Source organism: Mucilaginibacter pedocola (assembly GCF_002013915.1).
Taxonomy (GTDB): Bacteria; Bacteroidota; Bacteroidia; order Sphingobacteriales; family Sphingobacteriaceae; genus Mucilaginibacter; species Mucilaginibacter pedocola.
Window position 1 is genome coordinate 469,521 of the sequence record NZ_MBTF01000035.1, and the last position, 19,733, is coordinate 489,253.

21 protein-coding genes are annotated in these 19,733 nt (G+C 46.0%); 11 read left to right on the forward strand and 10 right to left on the reverse strand.

Annotation, left to right across the window (positions count from 1 at the left end; translation table 11 throughout):
• Positions 1-7: 7 nt before the first annotated feature.
• From BC343_RS24760 to BC343_RS24770, 3 genes are all read right to left on the reverse strand, one after another.
• Complete coding sequence (locus BC343_RS24760) at positions 8-1,222, reverse strand: SIR2 family protein (RefSeq protein WP_078350476.1); 1,215 nt, start codon at positions 1,220-1,222, stop codon at positions 8-10.
• Positions 1,219-3,231, reverse strand: a complete 2,013-nt coding sequence (locus BC343_RS24765; RefSeq protein ID WP_078350477.1) for a Piwi domain-containing protein — start codon at positions 3,229-3,231, stop codon at positions 1,219-1,221. Before BC343_RS24765 ends, BC343_RS24760 begins: the two co-directional genes overlap by 4 nt.
• 316 nt (positions 3,232-3,547) lie before the next feature.
• The gene (locus tag BC343_RS24770) at positions 3,548-5,293 is read right to left on the reverse strand and encodes a diadenylate cyclase (protein WP_078350478.1); all 1,746 of its coding nucleotides are present in this window, start codon (positions 5,291-5,293) and stop codon (positions 3,548-3,550) included.
• A gap of 73 nt (positions 5,294-5,366) precedes the next feature.
• Between BC343_RS24770 and BC343_RS24775 the strand changes: the two genes are divergently transcribed.
• From BC343_RS24775 to BC343_RS24785, 3 genes are read left to right on the forward strand one after another with little or no spacing between them, the layout of a single operon-like run.
• Positions 5,367-6,947 (forward strand): hypothetical protein, encoded by a 1,581-nt coding sequence (locus BC343_RS24775; RefSeq protein ID WP_078350479.1) that lies wholly within the window; start codon positions 5,367-5,369, stop codon positions 6,945-6,947.
• Positions 6,948-7,005: 58 nt separating this feature from the next.
• Positions 7,006-7,839, forward strand: a complete 834-nt coding sequence (locus tag BC343_RS24780; RefSeq protein WP_078350480.1) for an HNH endonuclease — start codon at positions 7,006-7,008, stop codon at positions 7,837-7,839.
• A complete protein-coding gene (locus BC343_RS24785; protein WP_078350481.1) occupies positions 7,836-8,720 on the forward strand; it encodes a DUF4238 domain-containing protein in 885 nt (294 codons plus the stop codon). The genes BC343_RS24780 and BC343_RS24785 overlap by 4 nt, the downstream gene beginning before the upstream one ends.
• Before the next feature lie 12 nt (positions 8,721-8,732).
• Here the strand turns inward: BC343_RS24785 and BC343_RS24790 are convergent, their stop codons facing one another.
• From BC343_RS24790 to BC343_RS24800, 3 genes are all read right to left on the reverse strand, one after another.
• Positions 8,733-9,563 (reverse strand): hypothetical protein, encoded by an 831-nt coding sequence (locus tag BC343_RS24790; RefSeq protein ID WP_078350482.1) that lies wholly within the window; start codon positions 9,561-9,563, stop codon positions 8,733-8,735.
• 6 nt (positions 9,564-9,569) lie between these two features.
• A complete protein-coding gene (locus BC343_RS24795; RefSeq protein WP_202909849.1) occupies positions 9,570-10,424 on the reverse strand; it encodes a DUF488 domain-containing protein in 855 nt (284 codons plus the stop codon).
• A 737-nt stretch (positions 10,425-11,161) separates the two neighbouring features.
• Positions 11,162-11,515 (reverse strand): hypothetical protein, encoded by a 354-nt coding sequence (locus tag BC343_RS24800; RefSeq protein ID WP_143822338.1) that lies wholly within the window; start codon positions 11,513-11,515, stop codon positions 11,162-11,164.
• Between the two features lie 306 nt (positions 11,516-11,821).
• Here BC343_RS24800 and BC343_RS24805 point away from each other — a divergent pair, with 306 nt between their 5' ends.
• From BC343_RS24805 to BC343_RS24830, 6 genes are all read left to right on the forward strand, one after another.
• On the forward strand, positions 11,822-12,247 hold the full coding sequence (locus BC343_RS24805) for a hypothetical protein (protein WP_078350485.1): 426 nt from the start codon (positions 11,822-11,824) through the stop codon (positions 12,245-12,247).
• 12 nt (positions 12,248-12,259) lie between these two features.
• Positions 12,260-12,580: a hypothetical protein gene (locus tag BC343_RS24810; RefSeq protein WP_078350486.1), complete on the forward strand. Its 321-nt coding sequence runs from the start codon at positions 12,260-12,262 to the stop codon at positions 12,578-12,580.
• A gap of 148 nt (positions 12,581-12,728) precedes the next feature.
• Positions 12,729-12,995: a helix-turn-helix domain-containing protein gene (locus BC343_RS24815; RefSeq protein ID WP_078350487.1), complete on the forward strand. Its 267-nt coding sequence runs from the start codon at positions 12,729-12,731 to the stop codon at positions 12,993-12,995.
• Positions 12,992-13,330 carry a hypothetical protein gene (locus BC343_RS24820; protein ID WP_078350488.1) on the forward strand — a complete coding sequence of 113 codons (339 nt, stop codon included), beginning with the start codon at positions 12,992-12,994 and terminating at the stop codon, positions 13,328-13,330. Before BC343_RS24815 ends, BC343_RS24820 begins: the two co-directional genes overlap by 4 nt.
• 265 nt (positions 13,331-13,595) lie before the next feature.
• Positions 13,596-14,156 carry a BfmA/BtgA family mobilization protein gene (locus BC343_RS24825; RefSeq protein ID WP_078350489.1) on the forward strand — a complete coding sequence of 187 codons (561 nt, stop codon included), beginning with the start codon at positions 13,596-13,598 and terminating at the stop codon, positions 14,154-14,156.
• A 147-nt stretch (positions 14,157-14,303) separates the two neighbouring features.
• Positions 14,304-15,218 (forward strand): DUF5712 family protein, encoded by a 915-nt coding sequence (locus tag BC343_RS24830; protein ID WP_078350490.1) that lies wholly within the window; start codon positions 14,304-14,306, stop codon positions 15,216-15,218.
• Between the two features lie 12 nt (positions 15,219-15,230).
• Here BC343_RS24830 and BC343_RS24835 read toward each other — a convergent pair whose 3' ends face one another.
• Positions 15,231-15,590 (reverse strand): RNA recognition motif domain-containing protein, encoded by a 360-nt coding sequence (locus BC343_RS24835; protein WP_078350491.1) that lies wholly within the window; start codon positions 15,588-15,590, stop codon positions 15,231-15,233.
• 57 nt (positions 15,591-15,647) lie between these two features.
• Positions 15,648-15,998 carry a helix-turn-helix domain-containing protein gene (locus BC343_RS24840; protein ID WP_078350492.1) on the reverse strand — a complete coding sequence of 117 codons (351 nt, stop codon included), beginning with the start codon at positions 15,996-15,998 and terminating at the stop codon, positions 15,648-15,650.
• Between the two features lie 140 nt (positions 15,999-16,138).
• Here BC343_RS24840 and BC343_RS24845 point away from each other — a divergent pair, with 140 nt between their 5' ends.
• A complete protein-coding gene (locus BC343_RS24845) occupies positions 16,139-17,563 on the forward strand; it encodes a HEPN domain-containing protein (protein ID WP_162276937.1) in 1,425 nt (474 codons plus the stop codon).
• Positions 17,532-17,864 carry a hypothetical protein gene (locus tag BC343_RS31445; protein ID WP_202909850.1) on the forward strand — a complete coding sequence of 111 codons (333 nt, stop codon included), beginning with the start codon at positions 17,532-17,534 and terminating at the stop codon, positions 17,862-17,864. Before BC343_RS24845 ends, BC343_RS31445 begins: the two co-directional genes overlap by 32 nt.
• A gap of 189 nt (positions 17,865-18,053) precedes the next feature.
• On the opposite strand, the gene BC343_RS24855 is transcribed toward BC343_RS31445, so the two are convergent.
• Both BC343_RS24855 and BC343_RS24860 read right to left on the reverse strand, forming a co-directional pair.
• A complete protein-coding gene (locus BC343_RS24855; RefSeq protein ID WP_238381745.1) occupies positions 18,054-18,965 on the reverse strand; it encodes an AraC family transcriptional regulator in 912 nt (303 codons plus the stop codon).
• A 24-nt stretch (positions 18,966-18,989) separates the two neighbouring features.
• Positions 18,990-19,733: SDR family oxidoreductase (locus tag BC343_RS24860; protein ID WP_449406588.1), on the reverse strand; the 744-nt coding region annotated here is incomplete at its 5' end.

Below are 19,733 nucleotides of genomic sequence, written 5' to 3' on the forward strand. Positions count from 1 at the left end.
TACAAACTTAAAATTCGAATTCCTCCGGCTTAATACTATCCAGATAATTTTTCAGCTTTGCGCATTTGTTCGCAAAGAATTCGCGGTAAAACTGCTTCGCACCAGAAAAGCCGCCGTCCTCGGCGACATAGAATTTCAAACGGCTGGAAGCAAGCGTCGTGTAATTGTTCATACTGAGCGAAGAATTATCTGATTGCAAATGCCGCAGGTAGGTCAGAAATTTCTCATCCCGGCCGGCCTCGGGTTCGTCAGCCCAGCGTGGGTCAACGATTAGTACCCTTGCATTCACGTTGGCGTTCAGGTGCCGGATAATAATATTGTTCAAATAATTATCAAAAAAGCTGTAGCCGATCACCACCAATAGGCGTGATTCCTTCAGCTTTTTGATGAACTGCTGTAAAAGCGTGAAGAAAGGATCGACCGAGAACAGCTTGTACTCGAAACCCAGAATAATATGCGGTTTTCGTTCGTCGGGTTGCAATGGATTGAAGGCGATTTCGTGCCCTTTTAGAATATGTGTGTCGTCTTCTTCCAGGTACCAGTCCAGCGATCCATGGATCTTGCTGTAATTGATTTTTGCTTCACCCGAGTCGAACGCACTTTCCGTCCAAATGCCATCCGAATTGAATCCTGTATTGACAAGGTATTCCGATGCGTTCAACACTTTTTCGAATACGAGGTCATAATTCAACCCAAAAATGTTAAGGTAATAAGGCTCATCACCGGTCGCCTGCAGCAGGTCGACCAGCGGCACGAGCAACTCATTGGCTGCGGCGTAATCGTCAGCCGGAGATATCCAGGCAATTACCTTTTCATAAATAAAGTTCAGATAGGTTTCGAAAAGGTCGGGGTGTTTGATCTCCAAACGCATCAGTCTTTCACTCCAGGAACCCACCAGCGGTTCGGGAATCAGCAGGTCTTTGTTAATAATCTTCCGGATAATTAGGATGTAATCTTCAATATTGGGCGCGTACATAGAATTCGCCGTGCCCGACTTAATATTGCGCAATTCACTTTGAAAAGAAAGGGACGGCTTGATGAACTGGTAAAGTTCCAAAAAAGCGATCTTGTACTCACCGTAAACGAGGTGGTCCTGAGGGATATCGATGATCGATTGGTGCAAACGGTCGAGCATCCGCTGGGACACCAGGCAGCCGGCATCGTAGGAAGCACCCGCACCCAGCAAAAAGATCGTATCCTTAAAGGCCGCTTTCAATGTCATAAGAACCAGAGATTAGTGTGTGCTACCGGGTTTTGCGGTAGCTCATGGTCAGGGAAATGCGCCGCTAAATCTGCCACAATTTTGGAATAGGAGATCGTCACCGGCAGGCTGGCCTGTCCGATCGACTTCCAGTAAATACGCGAGAAGCTATAAACCTGGTCGATCAGCTGCTTGACATCAAAAATATCATGCAGTACATTTTCCGGCTTATTAACCTTTATCTTTAAGGGAAATGGATATTGCCAGATTCTATAAGATTGCAGCTCATCGTGTCGCATATTGTTAGATAACAAATATTCACTTTTCCACTTGAGTTCGATGATGGTGCCGCTCACCGGCATGATATTGCTGTACTGCGTATCAAAAAATACATAATCCTTACTCTTGGAATCATTGATCGTCAGCACAACGAACGGAATGTCGAGGTTAAAGAACTTCAGGGTTTTTTCAATAGCCCGCCCTTCTTCGTCGTTTAGCGTTTTATAATAATGAATGACCAGTTTACTGATCTTCAGATCGTCTTGCTGCAGCACCGATTCGATATTATGCTTAAGCGCATCGCCGATTGTCTGGATATTTCCGTGCTGAAATGACTCGAACTTATGGAAGGTACCGTCTTCTTTAAAAAAAAGGCTATTGCCTAAAAATTCCTCATTGTTGATCTTCTTCACGCCGAAACCAATGATCAGCTTATCATCGGAAAATGTGTCCAGCTTCCAGGGTATACCGCCCAGCTTAGCCAGGATCGCCACCTGAATATTGGGCAAATGGAACCGGAAATTGTTGGCCAGGATATTCTTGTGCCAGATGAACTGTGATAGTATCCCCCGGTTGAGCAACAGGTATTTCACTTTGTAATATTCCTCTTCATTTTCGTCCTCGCTTTCGAAGCGGTTATGGTCTGTCAGGTAGATGACGAAGTATCGTAAATCCGCTGAAAATGGATAGTCTGCAATCTTTGCTTCCAATTCGTTTACAGGATCATTAGAGTCAAGTACGATCCGGTGCGGATCCCCCATCCTATAATTTACCTTGACATAATCTTTAAGCCCAGGTGCGAATGCACCGTCCTGTAAACCCTGCGTCAGCGTTAAATGCAGCTTTTTAGCCGCAGCTGCATGCGCCGGTTTATAGACAAAAATAAATCTCAAATTTTCACTGTCCGGTGCCGAATAAGGTCCGTATCGTTTTAAGCCGCTGTAAATGCTGTTATCCTCGCCATCATTACCAAAGCGCAGTTTGTTCGACACAAATTTCGTTTTCCAGATCTCCTGCTCTTTGAGCTGCTTAAATCCGGAATCGAAGAACTGGAGGTTCTCGCCCACCTGTTTTCCTTGTAAATAGGTCGTATAAAACTCACTAATCTTTTCATAATATTCTTTGTAGGTATTACGCGTGGGATCATGTTCACTGGGCATATTTAAGGCCTTCCGCAATTCATAACCCAATACAGGGTAAACGTCCTCGGCAGCAGGCGGATTTTGCTTGTCCAGTTTGTGGATGGCGCCACCTGCAATGTACTTGGCATAGCTCGCTTGCGTATGAAGCGTCGAGAGTGGCTGCTGGCTGACCAGCGATTGCCCGTCGTAACTGATCAGCATTTCCAGTCGTGAAACGTTATCCAAGGTCACCTGCCGCAGGCTGATCTTGTCATAAACTGTAAAGTTATTTTTTGCGCCTGCTGTCCGCCACAACTGAAGCCCGTTGACAAAATCGTCCAAGGTCATCAATCCCTGGTCTTCGAAATAGGAACGCAATTGCCGGGTTACATAAGGTTTGAAAAAATAGCGGTTGTTTAATAAATTAAGCGAACAGGCCTGAGCGTGCTCGTGTGCCGCAAAAGAGTAAAACAGCTCGGCATTTCCTTCCACCAAATCTGCCGGTGCAAAGTCCGCAAAGAAGTCCGCCGTCTTTTTTTTTGCGCCCGGAAAAATTTCTGCCGAAACGTAGATCGGTATGATTGGCGTTAATAGTTTAAAATATATTTTGTTGAGTACAAGGTTTGCCATGGTCTGAAACTGTTGCGGCCCCCTGTTGGGGCTTGCATTCTAAATAGATAAAGTTACCTATTTTATCTGAGGTGAGCTAGTGAGCGTATGAAGATATTTCTCCATTGCACTTGGCCGTCGCGTTGATGGTCAAAAACATCTATTAGCAACCAGGCAACTGCCGCGCCGCTGTCCGGCTGTTGTAGCATCCCGGAAAAGCGGGTGAGCGCAGGAACACAGCGACCTGCTTACCGATGACCAGGGCCTTACGTCGGTTCCCGCCGGTGATTTGTCACATATGGATTGAAAAAAGCCGTCTGCCGACGAATGTCTCGTGTTATTCCGGCAAATAAAAAGAATCATTCATTTGCGGATCGGGCTGAAGGTCCGGAAAAGTCACATACAACCCTTCAGTGGCGTCGGGGTGCACTTCCAGTTTTTTACGCAGGGAATTGATCATATCGCATTCTTCCTCGTTCAGGTAAAAGGCGATTTTTTCAAAGAAGTTCATGAACTTATAGAATCCGCGACGAGAGAACTCCCCTCCAGCAAAACCGCGAAAATCATCAACGGCTTTAGTGATCATGGAATGTCTGACCTGCGGGCGCAATTTAGGGATGATATCGATCATGCCATCCTCAGAAACAATGACAATCATGGTCGGCTTTTTTACGCCATCCATATAACGGACCGCGGAATTATACCGGGCGCCGCGTGACGAATCGCCGTTGTCGCTGGCTTTCCCATCCAAGATCAGGCCAATGGCATGGCAGGTGCCTTTACGGTCCAACAAGACAGCCCCATCGATGGCAGTGATGGTTCGGAAAAGGTCTTTGTGCAAGCGGGTAGCCTGCAGGCCAAAGCTTTGCTTGGCCAGCCGCTTTGCTTCTGTTTTAGCGTTGTCACTGATTACCAGCATCGTTCCGTGCTGCTGCTGGATAGCTATTTCGATTAGTTCCCAAAGGTATTCGCTGTCCCGCTTTTCGATCTTAGTAAAGATGCGCACTATGTCGAGGTCAAAAAGTTGTTTATCCAGCCGGTCGCGCGGCAATGCTGGCTGCATATAGGACACCGTCATCAGGGAGTGGCCTTCATGTTTGACATCCCATTTATAGTGCTGCAGAAACTCAATTTCAAAAATGCTCTCCTCGGTTGGGTTGTAGCGGCCAATTAGCTCTGCCAGCCCGTAGATATAAGCGGCATCGCATAAGATGACGGAGTTCTTGTCGGTGACCTCCAAAAACTTGCGTACCTTGCGGTAATCATGGATCTCGATCGGTTCTGCCAGTTCCAGTAAGAGACGGACATTTTTATGCCCCCGTTTGGCAATTACTATCTTACCCAGGCCTTCACTGCCTTCATAGCGCAACGAGGAAATCGTATTGCAGGCATCGAACAAACCGTGCAAACCCTGGAAGTTGCCACCGGCCTGCGAAACGGTATACATAAAGTCCTTGCCCGCGAGCCTGAACAGCTCCACATTGGCCGGCCCGATCGTTTCGGTACCCGGCGAAGGGCCGTAAAGCGATTGCCGGCAGCCTTCCAGAAATTCCCTGATCACGCTGGCAGTAAAGGAGGTACGGATCTCGAAGCGATCGTTGAAGACCGTTTTCGTTAGGCTGTAAGTTTCATCGATCAAACGTTTATTTAATTTCAATACCACAAACACCTGGTAACCTTCCACTTTGGCCGGGTAGGACACAAAACATTTATCATCGGCATAAGCCAGCTCCCTGTTCAGGATTTCCACGATGGCATTCCGGTAAGAGCGCATATCTAGCCGCCTGTCCTGGTTTTGCTGGGCCATCGGATGGCTTTGAAAAATCCGGCTTTCCGGATCGACATTGCGCAGGCTACGCGCCAATTCATGAATCTTATTGAACGCGGACACCCGCAAACGGGGATGTTCCGGTTCCAGGCATACAGGGTGGCGGCCCTCTCGCTCATCTTCCAGGACGCCGATCAGGAAGACCTCCGGCATAAAATGCGGGTTAAGCGCCCGGAAGACATCTTCCGCCTTGCCCTCGGCGGTGATCTGGAAATGGGATTGGTACCCCCACATGAACAGGTTAATGGTTGGCATAGTCGAATGGTAAAAAACAAAGTTAAGGCTAAAGACGGAAATTATGTAGCTTTGAGTTTATACCAAACCTGTCATGTCAATTTTAACTATCCATGAAAAATTACTTGATCATTTGGTCAAGCTGCGCAAGAACGATCCTAGATTGTATTTTATGCCTCGGAAGATCAATAACCGGAACCGCCTGCAACAGGGCTATTGGTTTCTCGGCAATGATGATTATGTATATGTCGACCTGTGGAATGGGACGGACTGGAAAGAAAAAGTGAATTGTATCGGCTTTGTCGTCTTACCGGACGGCCGGCATTATTTGGAACTCTCTGCCCAGGGCTGTCCGGAAGTCGTTCCCTTCCTAGAAAAGATTGTCGCCGCCGAACCGGGTTTCGATCGTCCAGGTGAGAAATACAAGTGGTATAAATATTTTTCAGGAGACAAATACCTGCGAGACTTTGACCAAGCGATCCGGCAGTTCAAGCCAAAAGTCGATCACCTGATCGATCAGGAGCAGCCGCCCGTCATCCGCAAGATCACATCTGCGGAATTTGATCGCTACGGCGAAAGGGTAATCGCTTTACGGAATGGCCAGCTGCAGTACCAGAAAACTCACAAGATCACGCGTCTCTCCTGGAATACGCATAACTGGCAATACCCTTCCGGTTGGCTTGGCAAATCACGCGACAAAACTACCCACGAGGGTAAATACGGCTTTGGCTATGAAGAGTGGCTGTTCGACCGTTCCAAACTGATCGGCGGCTACCATTATGGCTTTGTGAAAGGACTCGAATCAAAGGTCGACCGCCATGCGTCGAAGACCTACGAACTGCACCTGTATACGCAGAACAGTTTCCGCAATTACTATTATGTCGGCTGCATCCGCCAGGCCGAAGGCGTCAGCCATGCGACGTCCGAAGATATTTACGCCCAATACAAGGCACAAGGCTGGCTCGAAGAAATGGCCGGTGCAGTCCAGCGGGTGGAGGCCGATGTCAAAGCCTTCCGTAAAGTCAATCCGAAACTGTTCGTCAACGTCCGTTTCCGGTTAGCTGATCTTGACCTGCCCGAAGAACTGGTCGAGATTGGCGAGCAGGACGATAACATCACCATCGACCGATTCAAACTTCTGGGCTACCGCGGCGGAATCGTACCCATGCTTAACCCCGAGCTACCCGAAGATGCCGGTTCGGACGGGACGTCGCCGGAGAATAGCGGCCATGCCGGCAACTGGAAAAATACCGGCAGGCGCAAACGCACCTTCAAGATGGAACAGGAGTACGACCCCGACCATGACCAAATGCAAAACGCGATCGTAGAATTCCTGCGCGAAAACCCAGCCTACGGTTACGCCAGGGTGGATATCGAAACCAGCCGCGTCGATATCAAGGCACTCACCCATGGTGGCAACTGGCATTATTTCGAGATCAAGACCGCCAGCCCAAAGCGTAATATCCGCGATGCCATCGGCCAAGTCATGGAGTATGCCTATTACCCCAGTCGCGAAAGAGCAAAACAATTGATCATTGTCGGTGACAGCGCCCCTGAAAACGAGACGATCCGCTATCTGACCTACCTGCGTGACCGCTTTGAGCTGCCGGTAACCTATCGCTATTTTGATTGGGACGAACTGAAGCTTAGCGCTGATTTTCCCGTCGTTGAGTGAAAAAACAGCGATGAAAGCAGCTGAATGTCCTATTTTGTGATAATATGTTTAAAAACCAATGGATTGTATTTTTTGCCGAAAAGGAAATAGTTTTAAAACGGTCGAACATGTCATTCCTGAGTCGCTTGGCAATGTCGAGCACGTTTTGCCTAAAGGCGTCGTATGCGACGCTTGTAATAATTATTTTGCGGTCAAAGTCGAAAAGCCGCTTTTGGAAATGCCCTACTTCATCAATCTGCGACAACGCAACCTGATCCGCAGCAAAAAGCGCAGACTGGTCCCTGATAAAGTATTATTTCCTCATCCGCAGGGCGGTTGGGCGGAGGTTTGGATTGATGAGCAAGGATTCATACTGCGGTCAGAAGATACTCATATTGCTTCGCTCATAAAAGAAGGAAAGATCAATAGCATGATCATACCCACCATTCCCGAAGTGGATTATCCCAATGATGTCATTTCCCGCTTTCTGGCAAAAGCGGCATTAGAAAGCGTTGCTTATTATTCGTTTGGCAAAGGCCCTTATACCGACGATTTCATCCAACAAAATAATTTGGACCCGCTTCGGGAATACGCAAGATATGGCATTGGCCCATTCTGGCCCTATCATCAACGCCGAATTTACACGGAGGAAGACCGTTTTGTGAATACCGATATTCAACCTGGACCGTATGAAATTCTTCACGAATTTGATTTCCTGATGATCGATTATGAGCACATCTATTTAGCATTAGTCATCATGGGAGTTGAATATGTGATTCGTTTGAACCAGCCGGAGATTAAAACTTATCAGCAGTGGCTGGCTGAAAACAAAGGACGGTCGCCCATACGCCGGGGCAAGGAATACATGGTAACGAAAGATAAAAATGACGGTACCCAACCTGATACAATATGACGAACGAACCTAAACATCACCATTATGTCCCACGGTTTTACTTGCGGCGCTTTACCGACGACAAAAAACAACTGTGGGTATTTGACAAATCAACGGGTAAAATATTTCCAACCACTTGTGAAAATATAGCCGGAGAGAACCAGTTCTACTGGAATGAAGAACTAAACGAACAAGGTCACGACCCACTAACACTGGAAAAACAATTTGCCGACCTGGAAGGCGAAGCTGCAGCTATTACCAATGATTGGTTTCGTCAGTTTAGTCGGAACAAAAAACTCATCATTCCTAAAATAAACCGGGAAATCATGTCATTGTACCTAGCTACCCAGCTCTTAAGGACGGCCGAAGCCCGGAATAGGATTGTTGAATTCAGCAAAATCAGCAACCCCGGCTATGACGCGGAAAATGACGCCCGGCAATTACACATTGCCCTGATATGGGATACCAAATTGGTCGAATCCATGTGTAAGAGAATCAAATCCTGCATTTGGATGTTTGGACTTAATGAAACAGCAACGCCATTTTTGACCAGCGATCACCCGGTACTGATCAAAAATTTTGAAAATACCCAATGGCTTTCCGGCCCTGTCGTTTATGAGCCGGGTATGTATATCGTTTTCCCATTGACACCGCAACTGATCATGTATGCCAAGGACCATAAACACTGGAAAGGCGCTAAAATATTCAAAGATTCGATCACACCGGTCACCTTTGATCAACACATGGTCCAGCATGAAAATTCAGGTCAGGTGGGTATGTCTAACCGGTTTATCTTTTCAAATGAAAATAATTTTGACTTTGCTAAAGAATTTCTGACAGATAATGAAACGTTTAAAGATCCCAAGCGCAGCAGGTTTATCAATAAACCGAGAGGTGATTGATCTTGCCGTTCATTAGAATAATTTCATTTGCGGATCGATAGGCTTAGGTGCTTCCATTTTTGGATGGAAAGTGCCAATAATCATAAAAGGGTTATTAGAGACATGGTGATGCTGTTGACTGGTGCCGAGAAATAAGTGCAGGTCCTTCGTACGGGCAAAATCATCCAGATACTTCGTTTTTACATCGGTGCAGGCTTTAGCTTCGTTACCCTCATGCCTCGCCAGACAGTTCCAGTATAATTGCCCGATCTCCCAATCTTCGATCATCATAGTGCTTTCCTTGCCCTGATTATCGACTATAACATACGAAAACTTATAAGGCAACTTGCGTACAACCTCAAACTTACCGTCGTCAGCGGTTTGAAAAAGGTTCATTTGCTGTAACTTTTCCAGTTTTGCTTTTTTCCATTCGCGCGAAACTGCTTCGATTTTAAAATCCTTTACCAACGCCGGTTTAAAGACCGCCAGTGACGTTCGTATGGCTTTATCGTGTGCTTCGCTAATGAGCTCCGTCAGGTTACAATAGATCTTGCCTAATGCGATCGCCTTTCGTGCTGCCCAGTTTTTGCTGGTGTCCAAATGGTCAATTATGGTGATTTCCGAGTCATGGGCATGGGGTCGAAAGCTTTCAGGCCGGAAGTCCTTGTGATTCTTTACCAGATCAAGCTCGATCCAATCATATTTTCGGTACTGCTCGCTGTAGGACTTTTTACGAAAGGAAACAGGATAAATTCTGATCCAGGTCCCATCTTCCCTGAAACCTGCGGTGCAAACCAGTTCATCATATTTACCGGAAATTGCAGGGTAGGTTTTTACGGTAATGAGAACTTTGGTCAGCGCCATGTGATATCAAATATGCTTAAGGTCGTATTGGTCTCCCGAAAGTTTACGGATAGCTTCCGCTAATGGTTTTCGATGGCACTGGCAGATATTGGCTTCAAAGCAGGTCAAAGCAATCCTTTTTTTATTCTCCAGCAAGGCAAGTATACCCGCTTGGGCACCCGCTGTATTGACAAGGTTTTCTTTTTTATAGATTGCGAACAATTGATCGTAATCCCGCTGTGTGTTCAATTCTTGCCGTTGGTCTGAATCGATGCCGACTTCCGGAATATGAAGATACTCAATTCCAACACTTTCACATACTTTTTTTAATAAACTTTTTGAAAAACCATATTTCATGCTCAAGGGATTTTTGCGGACATCTACAAGTACCCTGACATCATTGCGAATCAATTTATTGATATAGTTTTCCAGCGATATGCCTTCGTAACCAATGGTAAACAGTGTCGTAGCCGAGAATGGTGGCCGGCTTGCTTTAACTTTAGCCATTTCTTCTTCCGTTAAAATCTCCGGTGCCTTCAGGCTGTTCAAAGCAAAATAAGGAAAGTTAACATAAGTATGACGCATCAGTGCCGTACCGCTAAACCCGCCGTAAAGTTTTTTTAATTCTACTAGCGCTTTTCGATCCGCTTCTTTTAAACCGGCTAAATATTTAGCGGGATCTTTTTTTATCAGGCCGTTTTCTTCTTCGATCAGTGAGCCCTTTTGAATCATTGTCGTCAAATCGGCCTGTGCTGAAAAAGAAAAGCACCCAAATTTATAGGGAACGAATTCATATTCGGGGTTGGTCTGGCTTTTCGAAAACAGAAACAAAAGTTTCTGCAACCGGAGTTTTTCAAGTTTCCCGTCGAATAATTCCAGCATGGCCAATATGATCTTTCTTCTATAAAACATATGCAAATTTACTAATCCTTTAGTAATAACCTCGAAGACCGCTCATTGTGGAATCGCAAAGTCCCGTTCCTAAAAATCCGACGGACCGAGAAGTCCACCGCTGAATCCCGGTTACGGATCCGCGCGATACAAGTCGTGACCTCAGCGAAAACCACGTCATAATAGGCCTGAAACACCTGCCTCGCCGGCACCGGAAGACCAGCACCTCCAATACCCGGCAAATATCCGCTTCAAAGTCAGGCATTTTCTGTTGCAGATAAATCTTTACTTTTTCGAGGTATTCCGCGTCCATTAAAAAAATTTAGCCCCCAAAACGCTGTTTAACTAGCTTTTTCGCATCAACCGGACCATCATAAAACTTTTTCTCAAAAAAATGATATCCAAATATATAAATACTAAAATTATTAGCATGATTATTATTTCAAAATAGCAATGCGATGGTGCCCCTGGAGATCACAGGCCTTCTGGCGCTATCAAATATAGCGAAACCCAGAGACCGTCATGAGCGGCCGGAAACTAACTGCGACAGTCTTTGGTTGTGCCATGCATGAAGCCTAATAGTTTCTTTACCAATGACCGACGATTTGATACAGGGCAGGCTAAACCCGCCTAGACGCCAAGCAGTTCATCGTCATATCTGCGATATTGAGCAGCCTACCGGAATACCCTCCGGAAGAATCGGTAGCTACTATAGGCTTGACCTTCCTTCAGATCTCCGACACTTCGCACTGGTATGAAAACGTCGGCGAATCTCCTTTCCGGTGCAACCATAATGCTTCCACCTTGAGCTGGGGCTGCCTGACGACGCGCAGTTCATCGGCTTCCGGTATGGTGTGCGACAAATCCTGAAGGCTGTCAGTTTGCCTGCTATAGCGTTTGGTAAAGCTGTTGCTGTGAATCACTTGCTGTAATACAGCGTCGGTATCCGGGCCGTTAACATCACAAATCATCTGCTGGTCATCGGTGGTCGTATCTATCACGCGCTGGCCCGCTTTTTTAATGTTGACGCACCTTTCGTCCAAGCTTTGCAGGTCGATGAGGTAAATCGTGTGGACGTGCATCCTATCTCGGTATTAACTGTTTTTGAATTTAATTGTCCTCATTTCACACTCAGAAGTAAATCAGTTCGTTTTAAACAACAGATAACTATTTATTATCGCAGAGATAGTCGATTAATGGTACAATCTATGGTTCAATAAAATTTACGTTTCCAAAGTTTTCGAAAAGTTTTTCATACAGGGAGGTGAACTGTTATTTCACTCGATAACGGCAGATAAAAGGACGATAAAACCTCTCGATTTTTATAGCGCTACAATCATTTAAACCATATTCCCACTCCCGTTGTTATTCAATAAACGCGAATAGCCATGCCGATACAAAACCATTATTTCAAATTCCGCAACCCATTCGATTTTTCCCCTCATCAGTATGATATCGGCAGACCGTTTTTAAGTAATAGAAAATTAGAGGATAACTTTTTCCTGTTGAAAGTTTACAAACTCGAAGCAATAGAATACAAACATTTTTACCATTACCAACTTGACTTTTACGTCAAAGCCAAGCATGGAAAAGAAGAGGCTTTCTTCAACCATGTTTATGATGCTGTTATTAACCGCATCCGCCATTTTAAACGGCAAGACCCGTTCTCTTCGAAATATGCGTCAGGGTTAGAACAAACCCGAAAGCTGGAATCCTTTTTAGCATTCCTGAAAACCATAGACCAGTGGCATACAGTGGAGCCTTTGGAATCGGTCATAGGAGAAAAGGATAAACTAATCGAGGAGCTAAAATAACAAATCGAAGAGTTGCAAGCCCAATTAAAGCAAGCGAAAGAATTCGATGCCAATGAAAAGATAGTTATTACGAATGGGTACATTGCTCCCTTTATGGATTTGATGAATCAACTTCAAAGCTTAACAACAGGCAATACAAAGTTGGTCAGTTCGCAAGCGCAAAGCCCCTGGTATAAAATGATAGCCAAATATTTTATGCATGGGGACAAACTTATTGCCAAGGACACCGCAAAAAGATATTTCCCGGCTGACAAAAATGAAAAGTCTTCCGGATATACCTTCATAACCGAAGAAAGTAAGCTTTTTAAAATAATTCCTAATAGTAAGAAGTAAAACCCGCTTACTATCCGTGACCAAACGCCTCCAAAGGTCATCCATTCCGCCCTTTTTGCCTTCACATTTGCCTCCATACTGTTCAGGCAGCATTGTTCTGTGCCGCAACTGAACAGGCTATTATTAGAACTAACAAAAGGAGGGAAAGATGAATGTGGAACTGGTAACCAAAGAAGACCTGCAGGAATTAGAGAGCAGGCTGCTCGCCGCAATTAAAAAGCTGGTGCCCATGGAAGGGCAGGGGGCATCAAAGAAATGGCTAAAGAGCAATGAGGTCAGGAAACTGCTAAAGATATCGCCGGGCACATTACAAAACCTGCGCATCAATGGGACACTAAGTTTTACCCGTATAGGTAGCCTTATCTACTACAAGCAGGACGATATCGACAAGCTGCTGGAAGGAGGCCTGCAATGAAAGCAAGAGGCAGCGTACCAACTACAACAACATCAGCAGGGCTTGCCGGCTACGGCAAGCTGCTGCGCAGGATGGCTAAAGACGAACGGCTGAATGCTACGCATATCAGCCTGTTCACGGGCTTATTTGTCCATTGGCAAAGGAATGGGTTCACCAGCCCTTTCGCGGTAACGCGGAAGGGGCTGATGGGCTACAGCAAAATAGCATCTATTGCTACCTACCATAAATGCATCAGGGAACTGGATGCGTATGGCTATATCCGTTACCAGCCATCGTACCACCCCAAGCTCGGCAGCCAGGTACACTGGCCTGCCGGATGGGAGGCAGGGGAATAAACAGTATCAATGTAGCAATGTATCCGTGCAGCGCGGGAGCGCTGCTCCTGCATAGCCTTATAACAAGGCGGCGAATGGGCGCAGCTACGCTGCGCCGTCCCACGGAAAGCGGGGGAGCGAGCGGAAGTCGGGCACACCCGACTTTTTCCGCTCGCCCTGCGGGGCAACGCAGATTCCCGTATACCTGCGGTATACTTTACCCCCGCTATGAGTTTGAATAAATGAAAACGGTATACCGATGAGTATACGCCAGCAAATTATTCTAATGAAACCAGCGAAAGATGAGAATGTGAAAACCATAAGGTTTCCGGTAAAAACGGATGAGAAGCTGACGGCTATTGCCAACAAGAGCGGGCTGACGAAACTGGCTTTCTTCCTGCATATGGTAGATTATTTCTATAAGAGCAAGAAAGACCCGAGGGACCTCAATGATGAGTTGCTGAAGAATGCCATTAATAGGAAAACAGATAATATTGTTGCTTTTATCAAGACGCAGGAACAGGAGTTATTGATACCGGTAAAGAAAGATACCGAGCGGATGATTGCCAGCCAGATGCAGGTCATCGCTGCTTTTAACCAGCACATCATTAAGCACAATGAAGAACAGAAAGCAACCTTACAAGAGCAGGCAAGCCACATTGGAAAGATGGGGGATTTCCTGAAAAGGCTTGATAGCAGCCAGTATGAAAAGAAGCTGCTTAAAACAAAATTCTCTGCTATCCTTGAGTTCTATATCAATGCCCGTGAACAGATGGGTATGATGAGCAGGCAGGTAGATAAGGATGCGCTTATCCAAAACGTGAGGCAGCAACTGAATAACTTGTAAACATGATAGAAAGCTATAGTTCTACATTTCTATCAATATAGCAATCTAACCATATAGCATTATAGGAATGTAGCATTATAACATTATAGCAATATAGAGTTATAGCACTCTATCAATATAGAAATATAACGATCTAACAAATGGGCTATGCATATCAATATCAGCAAAAGCGAGACAGGCAATAACAAAGGCAGCAGCAGCCAGCTGGTAGCCTACCTCGAAAAGGAGAACAGGGAGAAAGTGGAGCAGGGGAGAACCCCGGCGCTGCCGGAATACTGGTTCAATCCAAGCTGCCGGAAAATCCAGCCTTATGAAGTGAGGCAAACCATCGATAACAATGTTGCCAAGTTATCGAAGGACGAAGCTAAATTCTTTTTGGTTAATATCAGCCCGAGCACTAAGGAACTGCTTTTCCTCAAAGCGAAGTATGGTGAGGAAAAGGCTAAAGAATACCTGAAGGATTACGTCAATAAGGTGATGGATAGTTATGCCAAAAACTTTAAGCGGAATGGCATTGAAAGCAACCAGGATTTGGTTTACTTCGGCAAACTGGAAAATAACCGTTACTACACTTACAAAGATTTGGAAGTGCGGAAAGGCTTAGCAAGAAGAGGTGATAAGAAGCCTGGCGAACAAATGCATGTGCAGGTCATCGTTAGTAGGAAGGATGCAAGCAATAGTATCAAGCTAAGCCCGCTGAATAACTCTAAAGGAACAAACGCTGCACACAGCCAAAAGGTAGGGCAGTTCGACAGGGTAGCTTTTAAGCAGTCGGCAGAAACTTTGTTCGACAGTATGTTCGGTTACGATAGGAATATTAAAGAGTCTTTCAGTTATGCGAATGCGATGAAGAATGGCAGCTATGAGCAAAAAGCAGATGCGAGAAAGCGGGTGGAAGCCATAATGGAACATTCGAAAACGAACCACATTAAACAGGAGGGTTATAGCAAAGGATTGCTCGATGTGCTTTTAGGCGACAGTAATGTTTACATCGCGCCGGTGCCTGAGGATCTGAAGCGCAGGAAAAAGAAGAAAGGGAAAGGCTACGATAGAGGCATCTGATAGTTGAGGCAATTAGATGACCCGCCTCGGGCGTTTCTTTTTGACCTCCGTACCGAGACGTTGCACCTTTTGGTAAACGGGCTGGCGCCCATAAGAATTAAAAGAAGAGGCGATACTGGGTTTAACTGCCGGCTCTTCGTTGATATTAACTGTTAATGTTTTGCCTGCAAACATAGTTCCATCCAATGCTTCAACGGCGTTCTCCGCGCCGGCTCTGTCAACCATTTCAATAAAGGCGTAGCCTTTACATATACGGGTTTTCTTGTCGCGTACGATTTTCAGGGTGCTGATGTCGCCATGAGGGGCGAACAACATAGCCAGTTGCATTTCTTCCATGTCGAGCGGGAAGCCGCCTACAAATACTTTTACCATAGGAATTTCGTCGTGATAAGAATGAAAACAAGAAAGCCCCTTCGTTGGGGCTTGGTGTTATTTAGAGTTCTTAAGTATTTCTACTTTTTCACGTTCGCTTTGCAACAACCTTTCATAAAGCTCTATTACCTTTTCTATCGGATTGAAGTTATTCTGGATTGAATTATCGTGAAAATTATTGATGTTATTAAAAACTGAGTCTTCAGTAAAATGCTTTAAGCCCTCAACGGTTACGCCAAGCGCCGTGGCGATTTTTATCAAGGCATCTTCTTCCACTTCGGCACTTTGCTCAATTTTTGAGATTGCTTGTTGGCTAATGCCCAGCTCTGATGCCAAAGTTTCTTGCTTCATCCCGCGTAGTTCACGGAGTTTACTGATCTTTCTTCCGATGTGTAATGCTTCAGCCATGGTTCAAATGTAGATGTTAAACGTAAAAGTACAAAACAACCGTCGTAATGTAAAGTACAAAGCGCTGTGGTTCGGTACGGGGGCTTGCTGCTATTCTTTTGTGTTGCCGGCCAATGGAGGGCGGCGGTAATTCAAATACAATGTATTGCGGTAAATATGCGCCTTGGGACCATTATCCCAAAACCTTGCGCCATGATGAGGTACAAAACCCTTTTGGTGTGCTTGTAGATTTCTTTAGTGCTGATTTCCCTAAGGGGCACCGGAAGCAATTGAAAAGATGGCGTAAGTATGCTATAGGCAAAGAGCATTACGACGATAAAAAGTTCGGTCCCGGAAACTTGGTGTTTACTTACAAGATAAACCTCAATTTACTGGAGGCGATGTATATGCTCTTGCTGGAGTATGAATTTGCCTGGAAGCACGAGAAAATACTGGAAGAACAATTAGTAGATGAAAAGGCGGCTTGGCGGTCATTCCCTAAAAACTTGTCAAAAGAGGAATTGCTCGATCCGTTCATAGCCATCAAAAAAATATTTAAGGACTTTTCGCTGCCGGAATACCGCGACCATTTGGAAGAATGGTTCCAGGAAGCATTGTTCATCCGCCATACATATGAGCGTATGGACCCTGCTGAGGTAATAAAAGTATACGATAACCTGCGCCGCCTTTATGCCGCTGCATGGCTCATCTATCAAAGGAACCGCAAAGAGCCGGTCTTAAAAGTTGAAAAAGCACGCGCCGAAATTGCACCGGGTATTGCGCCGAAGCCAACAGCCACCGTAAGTTGGGCAGAAGCATTGGGATTAGAAAAAGTAGTTGGCTTAATTGTAAAAGAGATGCCTACGGTTCAGCTTATTGTACATGTGCATTCTCATCGGGAGCCGTTTACTTATTACCTGTTGCTACTAGTCAAGTCCAACGAAACCCTGCAGGAGCATGAAATAGCCAATAAAATAGAAGATAAATTAAAGCCCATGGCGAAGGTGTTTATTTTCGCCCACAAGCTATCCGGTTTGAAGAAAGCTTTGCAAGCGGAACGGCGTTTCTTTATCGATGCTTTAACCACAAAAACGGTGGTTTATAGAGCAGAAGATTTCGTCATGCCGGAACTGCCAACTTTAACTACCGAGCAGGTAAAAGCCAAAGCACAGCTTGATTTTACAAAATGGAATGTGCAGGCGCATGATTTCCTGAGAGGAGCGAGGTATTATAGAGAAGTAAAGAATTATAACCTCGCGGCCTTTAGTTTACACCAGGCGGTAGAGAGCATTTTTATAGGCGCGATCAAGGCGGTTTTAGGCTACAAGCTAAACGTACACAACCTGCCCAGGATGCTGCGCATTACATTAATGTTCACAGAAGAGTTTAAAGATGTTTTGCAGCTCGATACGGAAGAGGGCAGCAAACTGTTTGAAGCACTACGTTCAGCTTATACCAATGCCCGATATGTGAGCAAATACGGGGTTGATGAAGAAATTATCAATGCTTTGGATGAGTTAGCTGTAAAGCTATTGAAAACAGGGCAGAGCGTTTATGACAAATTCGAACGACAGCTTGAAGTTTGAAAATGTGCACCTGCGGCACGCAGCTTCATTCCACCACGCGCTGCCGCGCCGGGTTTCATTGCGCTGCAAGCCTCGGTGCGGTGGGCTGATGTTCGCTACGCTCACAACAGCCAGCTTCTGTAACGAATTCATCCGTTTTCACTACACCCCGGCGACTTTTGGATACATTCCGGAACCGGCAGCAGCCGAACTTTGCTTCAACAAAAAGCAAAGGAATATGGACTTAAAGAACAGCACTATACTCATCACCGTGGGAACCAGCGGTATCGGTCTGGAGTTGGTTAAACAACTGGCCGAATAGGGAGCAAGTCCCGACAACACTTTACGAGATCCTGCAGCTTGCCGGTGAAACGATGCCTTCAACAGCCGAACCACTGGCCGATCCCTGGTATTTGCATGCCGATGCCTCACTTGCTCGGAGCCTGGGATTCAAAGCTTCGGTCAGGACCATTCATCAGGCGAAAGAGGAAGGCATGCTTTAGAAACGTATTTAGTTTTTGTTTAGCATATCACGCCGGAACTGCACCGGCGTGATATGGGTACGCTGCTTGAATAATTTATGGAAGGACTGTGGGTGCTCAAAGCCCAGTTGATAGGCAATCTCAGCGGTCGTCAGACCGGTGCTATTCAATAGGATTTTTGCTTTTTCTATCAGCGCCAGATGGATATGCTGCTGGGTCGTCTTACCGGTGAGCGATCTGAGCATGTCAGACAAATAGCGCTGCGATACATTAAGGTGCGCAGCAATATCCTGTGGCGAGGGCAGGCCATTGACCGTGGCACAGGAGCCATCGAAGTGGCTTTCCAGGCAGTCATTCATCCGGGTGATCAGTTCATGGTGCAGATTCTTGCGGGTATGGAACTGCCGGTGATAGAACCGGTCGCTGTGATCGAATAATAATTCTAGTAGCGATACCAGCACCTTATCACTGAATTGGTCGATCTGGTTCTCCAGCTCGGAAGCGATCGCCTGGAAGACCATTTCCACCGTCTGTTTCTCTTTATCAGAGAGGTATAAGGATTCGGCTACGGTATAATCAAAAAAACCATATTGGTAAATGTGTTGAGCCAATGGCTGCCCCGTCAAAAGCGACGGATGGAAATAGAGCGCATAGCCCTGGTAATCCTCTCGGTCACCCGGCATCTGCACCGATTGGCCCGGTGCTAAAAATGCCATTCCGCCTTCCTTAAAATCGTAAGTTCCCGGCCCGTACTTCACGCTGCCGTTAAAATCCCTTTTAAACGTTATCTTATAGAAATCCAGCAGGAACCAGTTCCCGGCATCGCGCAGGCTGATCGTGTCCTTGTCGTAATTGACCAGGCTGATCAGGGGATGGGCCGGCGGAGCCAGTCCCAGCCTTTTCATCAGATCGGTGATATTTTCAAACTTTAAAGTGTTCAAATCATGTTTTGTTAAGCTATTGAATTAACTCTGCACAGCCGGACGGATCACAATATCGCCGACATCTACATTGTCCGGCTGGTCAATAGCGTAAGCGATCGCGCGGGCTATAGCCTCTGCCGGGATCGCCATTTTTTCAGCATTTTTCTGAATGTTCGCCCGTAAAGCATCATTCTTAATTTTACCGGCAAATTCGGTGGACACATAACCTGGCGATACACCTGTTACGCGCCAGCGTCCCTGAGATTCCTGACGCAGGCCTTCGCTGATCGTACGCACTGCATTCTTCGTGCCGGCATATACGCCCATGACCGGAACGATGGTTATACCAGCGGTAGGGATCACGTTGATAAAATGTCCTGAGCCCGCTTCTTTAAATATGGGCATTGCAGCTGCTATACCATACAAAGTGCCTTTCAGGTTGACATCGATCATCTGTTCCCAGCCTTCCACATCAATGTCTTCCATCGGATATAACTGGCTTATCCCGGCATTATTGATCATAACATCAAGTTTGCCGAACTTGTTTACCGCCAATTCGGTTAGCCCTGTCAGGTCTTCCCGGCGTGTCACATCCACTGCCAAGAATGCTGCCTCACCGCCGTTCTGCTGAATTTTTTCAACGATTCGTTCTAAATGATCGTCCCTTCGAGCGCCGAGAACGACTTTAGCGCCCATGGCGGCTAGTACTTCGGCTGTAGCCTGCCCGATGCCGCTGCTCGCACCTGTGATCGCAACGACTTTTCCTGCAATTCTGTTTTCCATGAT

What these genes read in the sequence shown, in the direction of transcription:
- BC343_RS24760 (WP_078350476.1), bottom strand. Translation starts at nt 1,222, where the DNA reads ATGACATTGAAAGCGGCCTTTAAGGATACGATCTTTTTGCTGGGTGCG.
- BC343_RS24765 (WP_078350477.1), bottom strand. Translation starts at nt 3,231, where the DNA reads ATGGCAAACCTTGTACTCAACAAAATATATTTTAAACTATTAACGCCA.
- BC343_RS24770 (WP_078350478.1), bottom strand. Translation starts at nt 5,293, where the DNA reads ATGCCAACCATTAACCTGTTCATGTGGGGGTACCAATCCCATTTCCAG.
- BC343_RS24775 (WP_078350479.1), top strand. Translation starts at nt 5,367, where the DNA reads ATGTCAATTTTAACTATCCATGAAAAATTACTTGATCATTTGGTCAAG.
- BC343_RS24780 (WP_078350480.1), top strand. Translation starts at nt 7,006, where the DNA reads ATGGATTGTATTTTTTGCCGAAAAGGAAATAGTTTTAAAACGGTCGAA.
- BC343_RS24785 (WP_078350481.1), top strand. Translation starts at nt 7,836, where the DNA reads ATGACGAACGAACCTAAACATCACCATTATGTCCCACGGTTTTACTTG.
- BC343_RS24790 (WP_078350482.1), bottom strand. Translation starts at nt 9,563, where the DNA reads ATGGCGCTGACCAAAGTTCTCATTACCGTAAAAACCTACCCTGCAATT.
- BC343_RS24795 (WP_202909849.1), bottom strand. Translation starts at nt 10,424, where the DNA reads ATGCTGGAATTATTCGACGGGAAACTTGAAAAACTCCGGTTGCAGAAA.
- BC343_RS24800 (WP_143822338.1), bottom strand. Translation starts at nt 11,515, where the DNA reads ATGCACGTCCACACGATTTACCTCATCGACCTGCAAAGCTTGGACGAA.
- BC343_RS24805 (WP_078350485.1), top strand. Translation starts at nt 11,822, where the DNA reads ATGCCGATACAAAACCATTATTTCAAATTCCGCAACCCATTCGATTTT.
- BC343_RS24815 (WP_078350487.1), top strand. Translation starts at nt 12,729, where the DNA reads ATGAATGTGGAACTGGTAACCAAAGAAGACCTGCAGGAATTAGAGAGC.
- BC343_RS24820 (WP_078350488.1), top strand. Translation starts at nt 12,992, where the DNA reads ATGAAAGCAAGAGGCAGCGTACCAACTACAACAACATCAGCAGGGCTT.
- BC343_RS24825 (WP_078350489.1), top strand. Translation starts at nt 13,596, where the DNA reads ATGAAACCAGCGAAAGATGAGAATGTGAAAACCATAAGGTTTCCGGTA.
- BC343_RS24830 (WP_078350490.1), top strand. Translation starts at nt 14,304, where the DNA reads ATGCATATCAATATCAGCAAAAGCGAGACAGGCAATAACAAAGGCAGC.
- BC343_RS24835 (WP_078350491.1), bottom strand. Translation starts at nt 15,590, where the DNA reads ATGGTAAAAGTATTTGTAGGCGGCTTCCCGCTCGACATGGAAGAAATG.
- BC343_RS24840 (WP_078350492.1), bottom strand. Translation starts at nt 15,998, where the DNA reads ATGGCTGAAGCATTACACATCGGAAGAAAGATCAGTAAACTCCGTGAA.
- BC343_RS24845 (WP_162276937.1), top strand. Translation starts at nt 16,139, where the DNA reads ATGTATTGCGGTAAATATGCGCCTTGGGACCATTATCCCAAAACCTTG.
- BC343_RS31445 (WP_202909850.1), top strand. Translation starts at nt 17,532, where the DNA reads ATGACAAATTCGAACGACAGCTTGAAGTTTGAAAATGTGCACCTGCGG.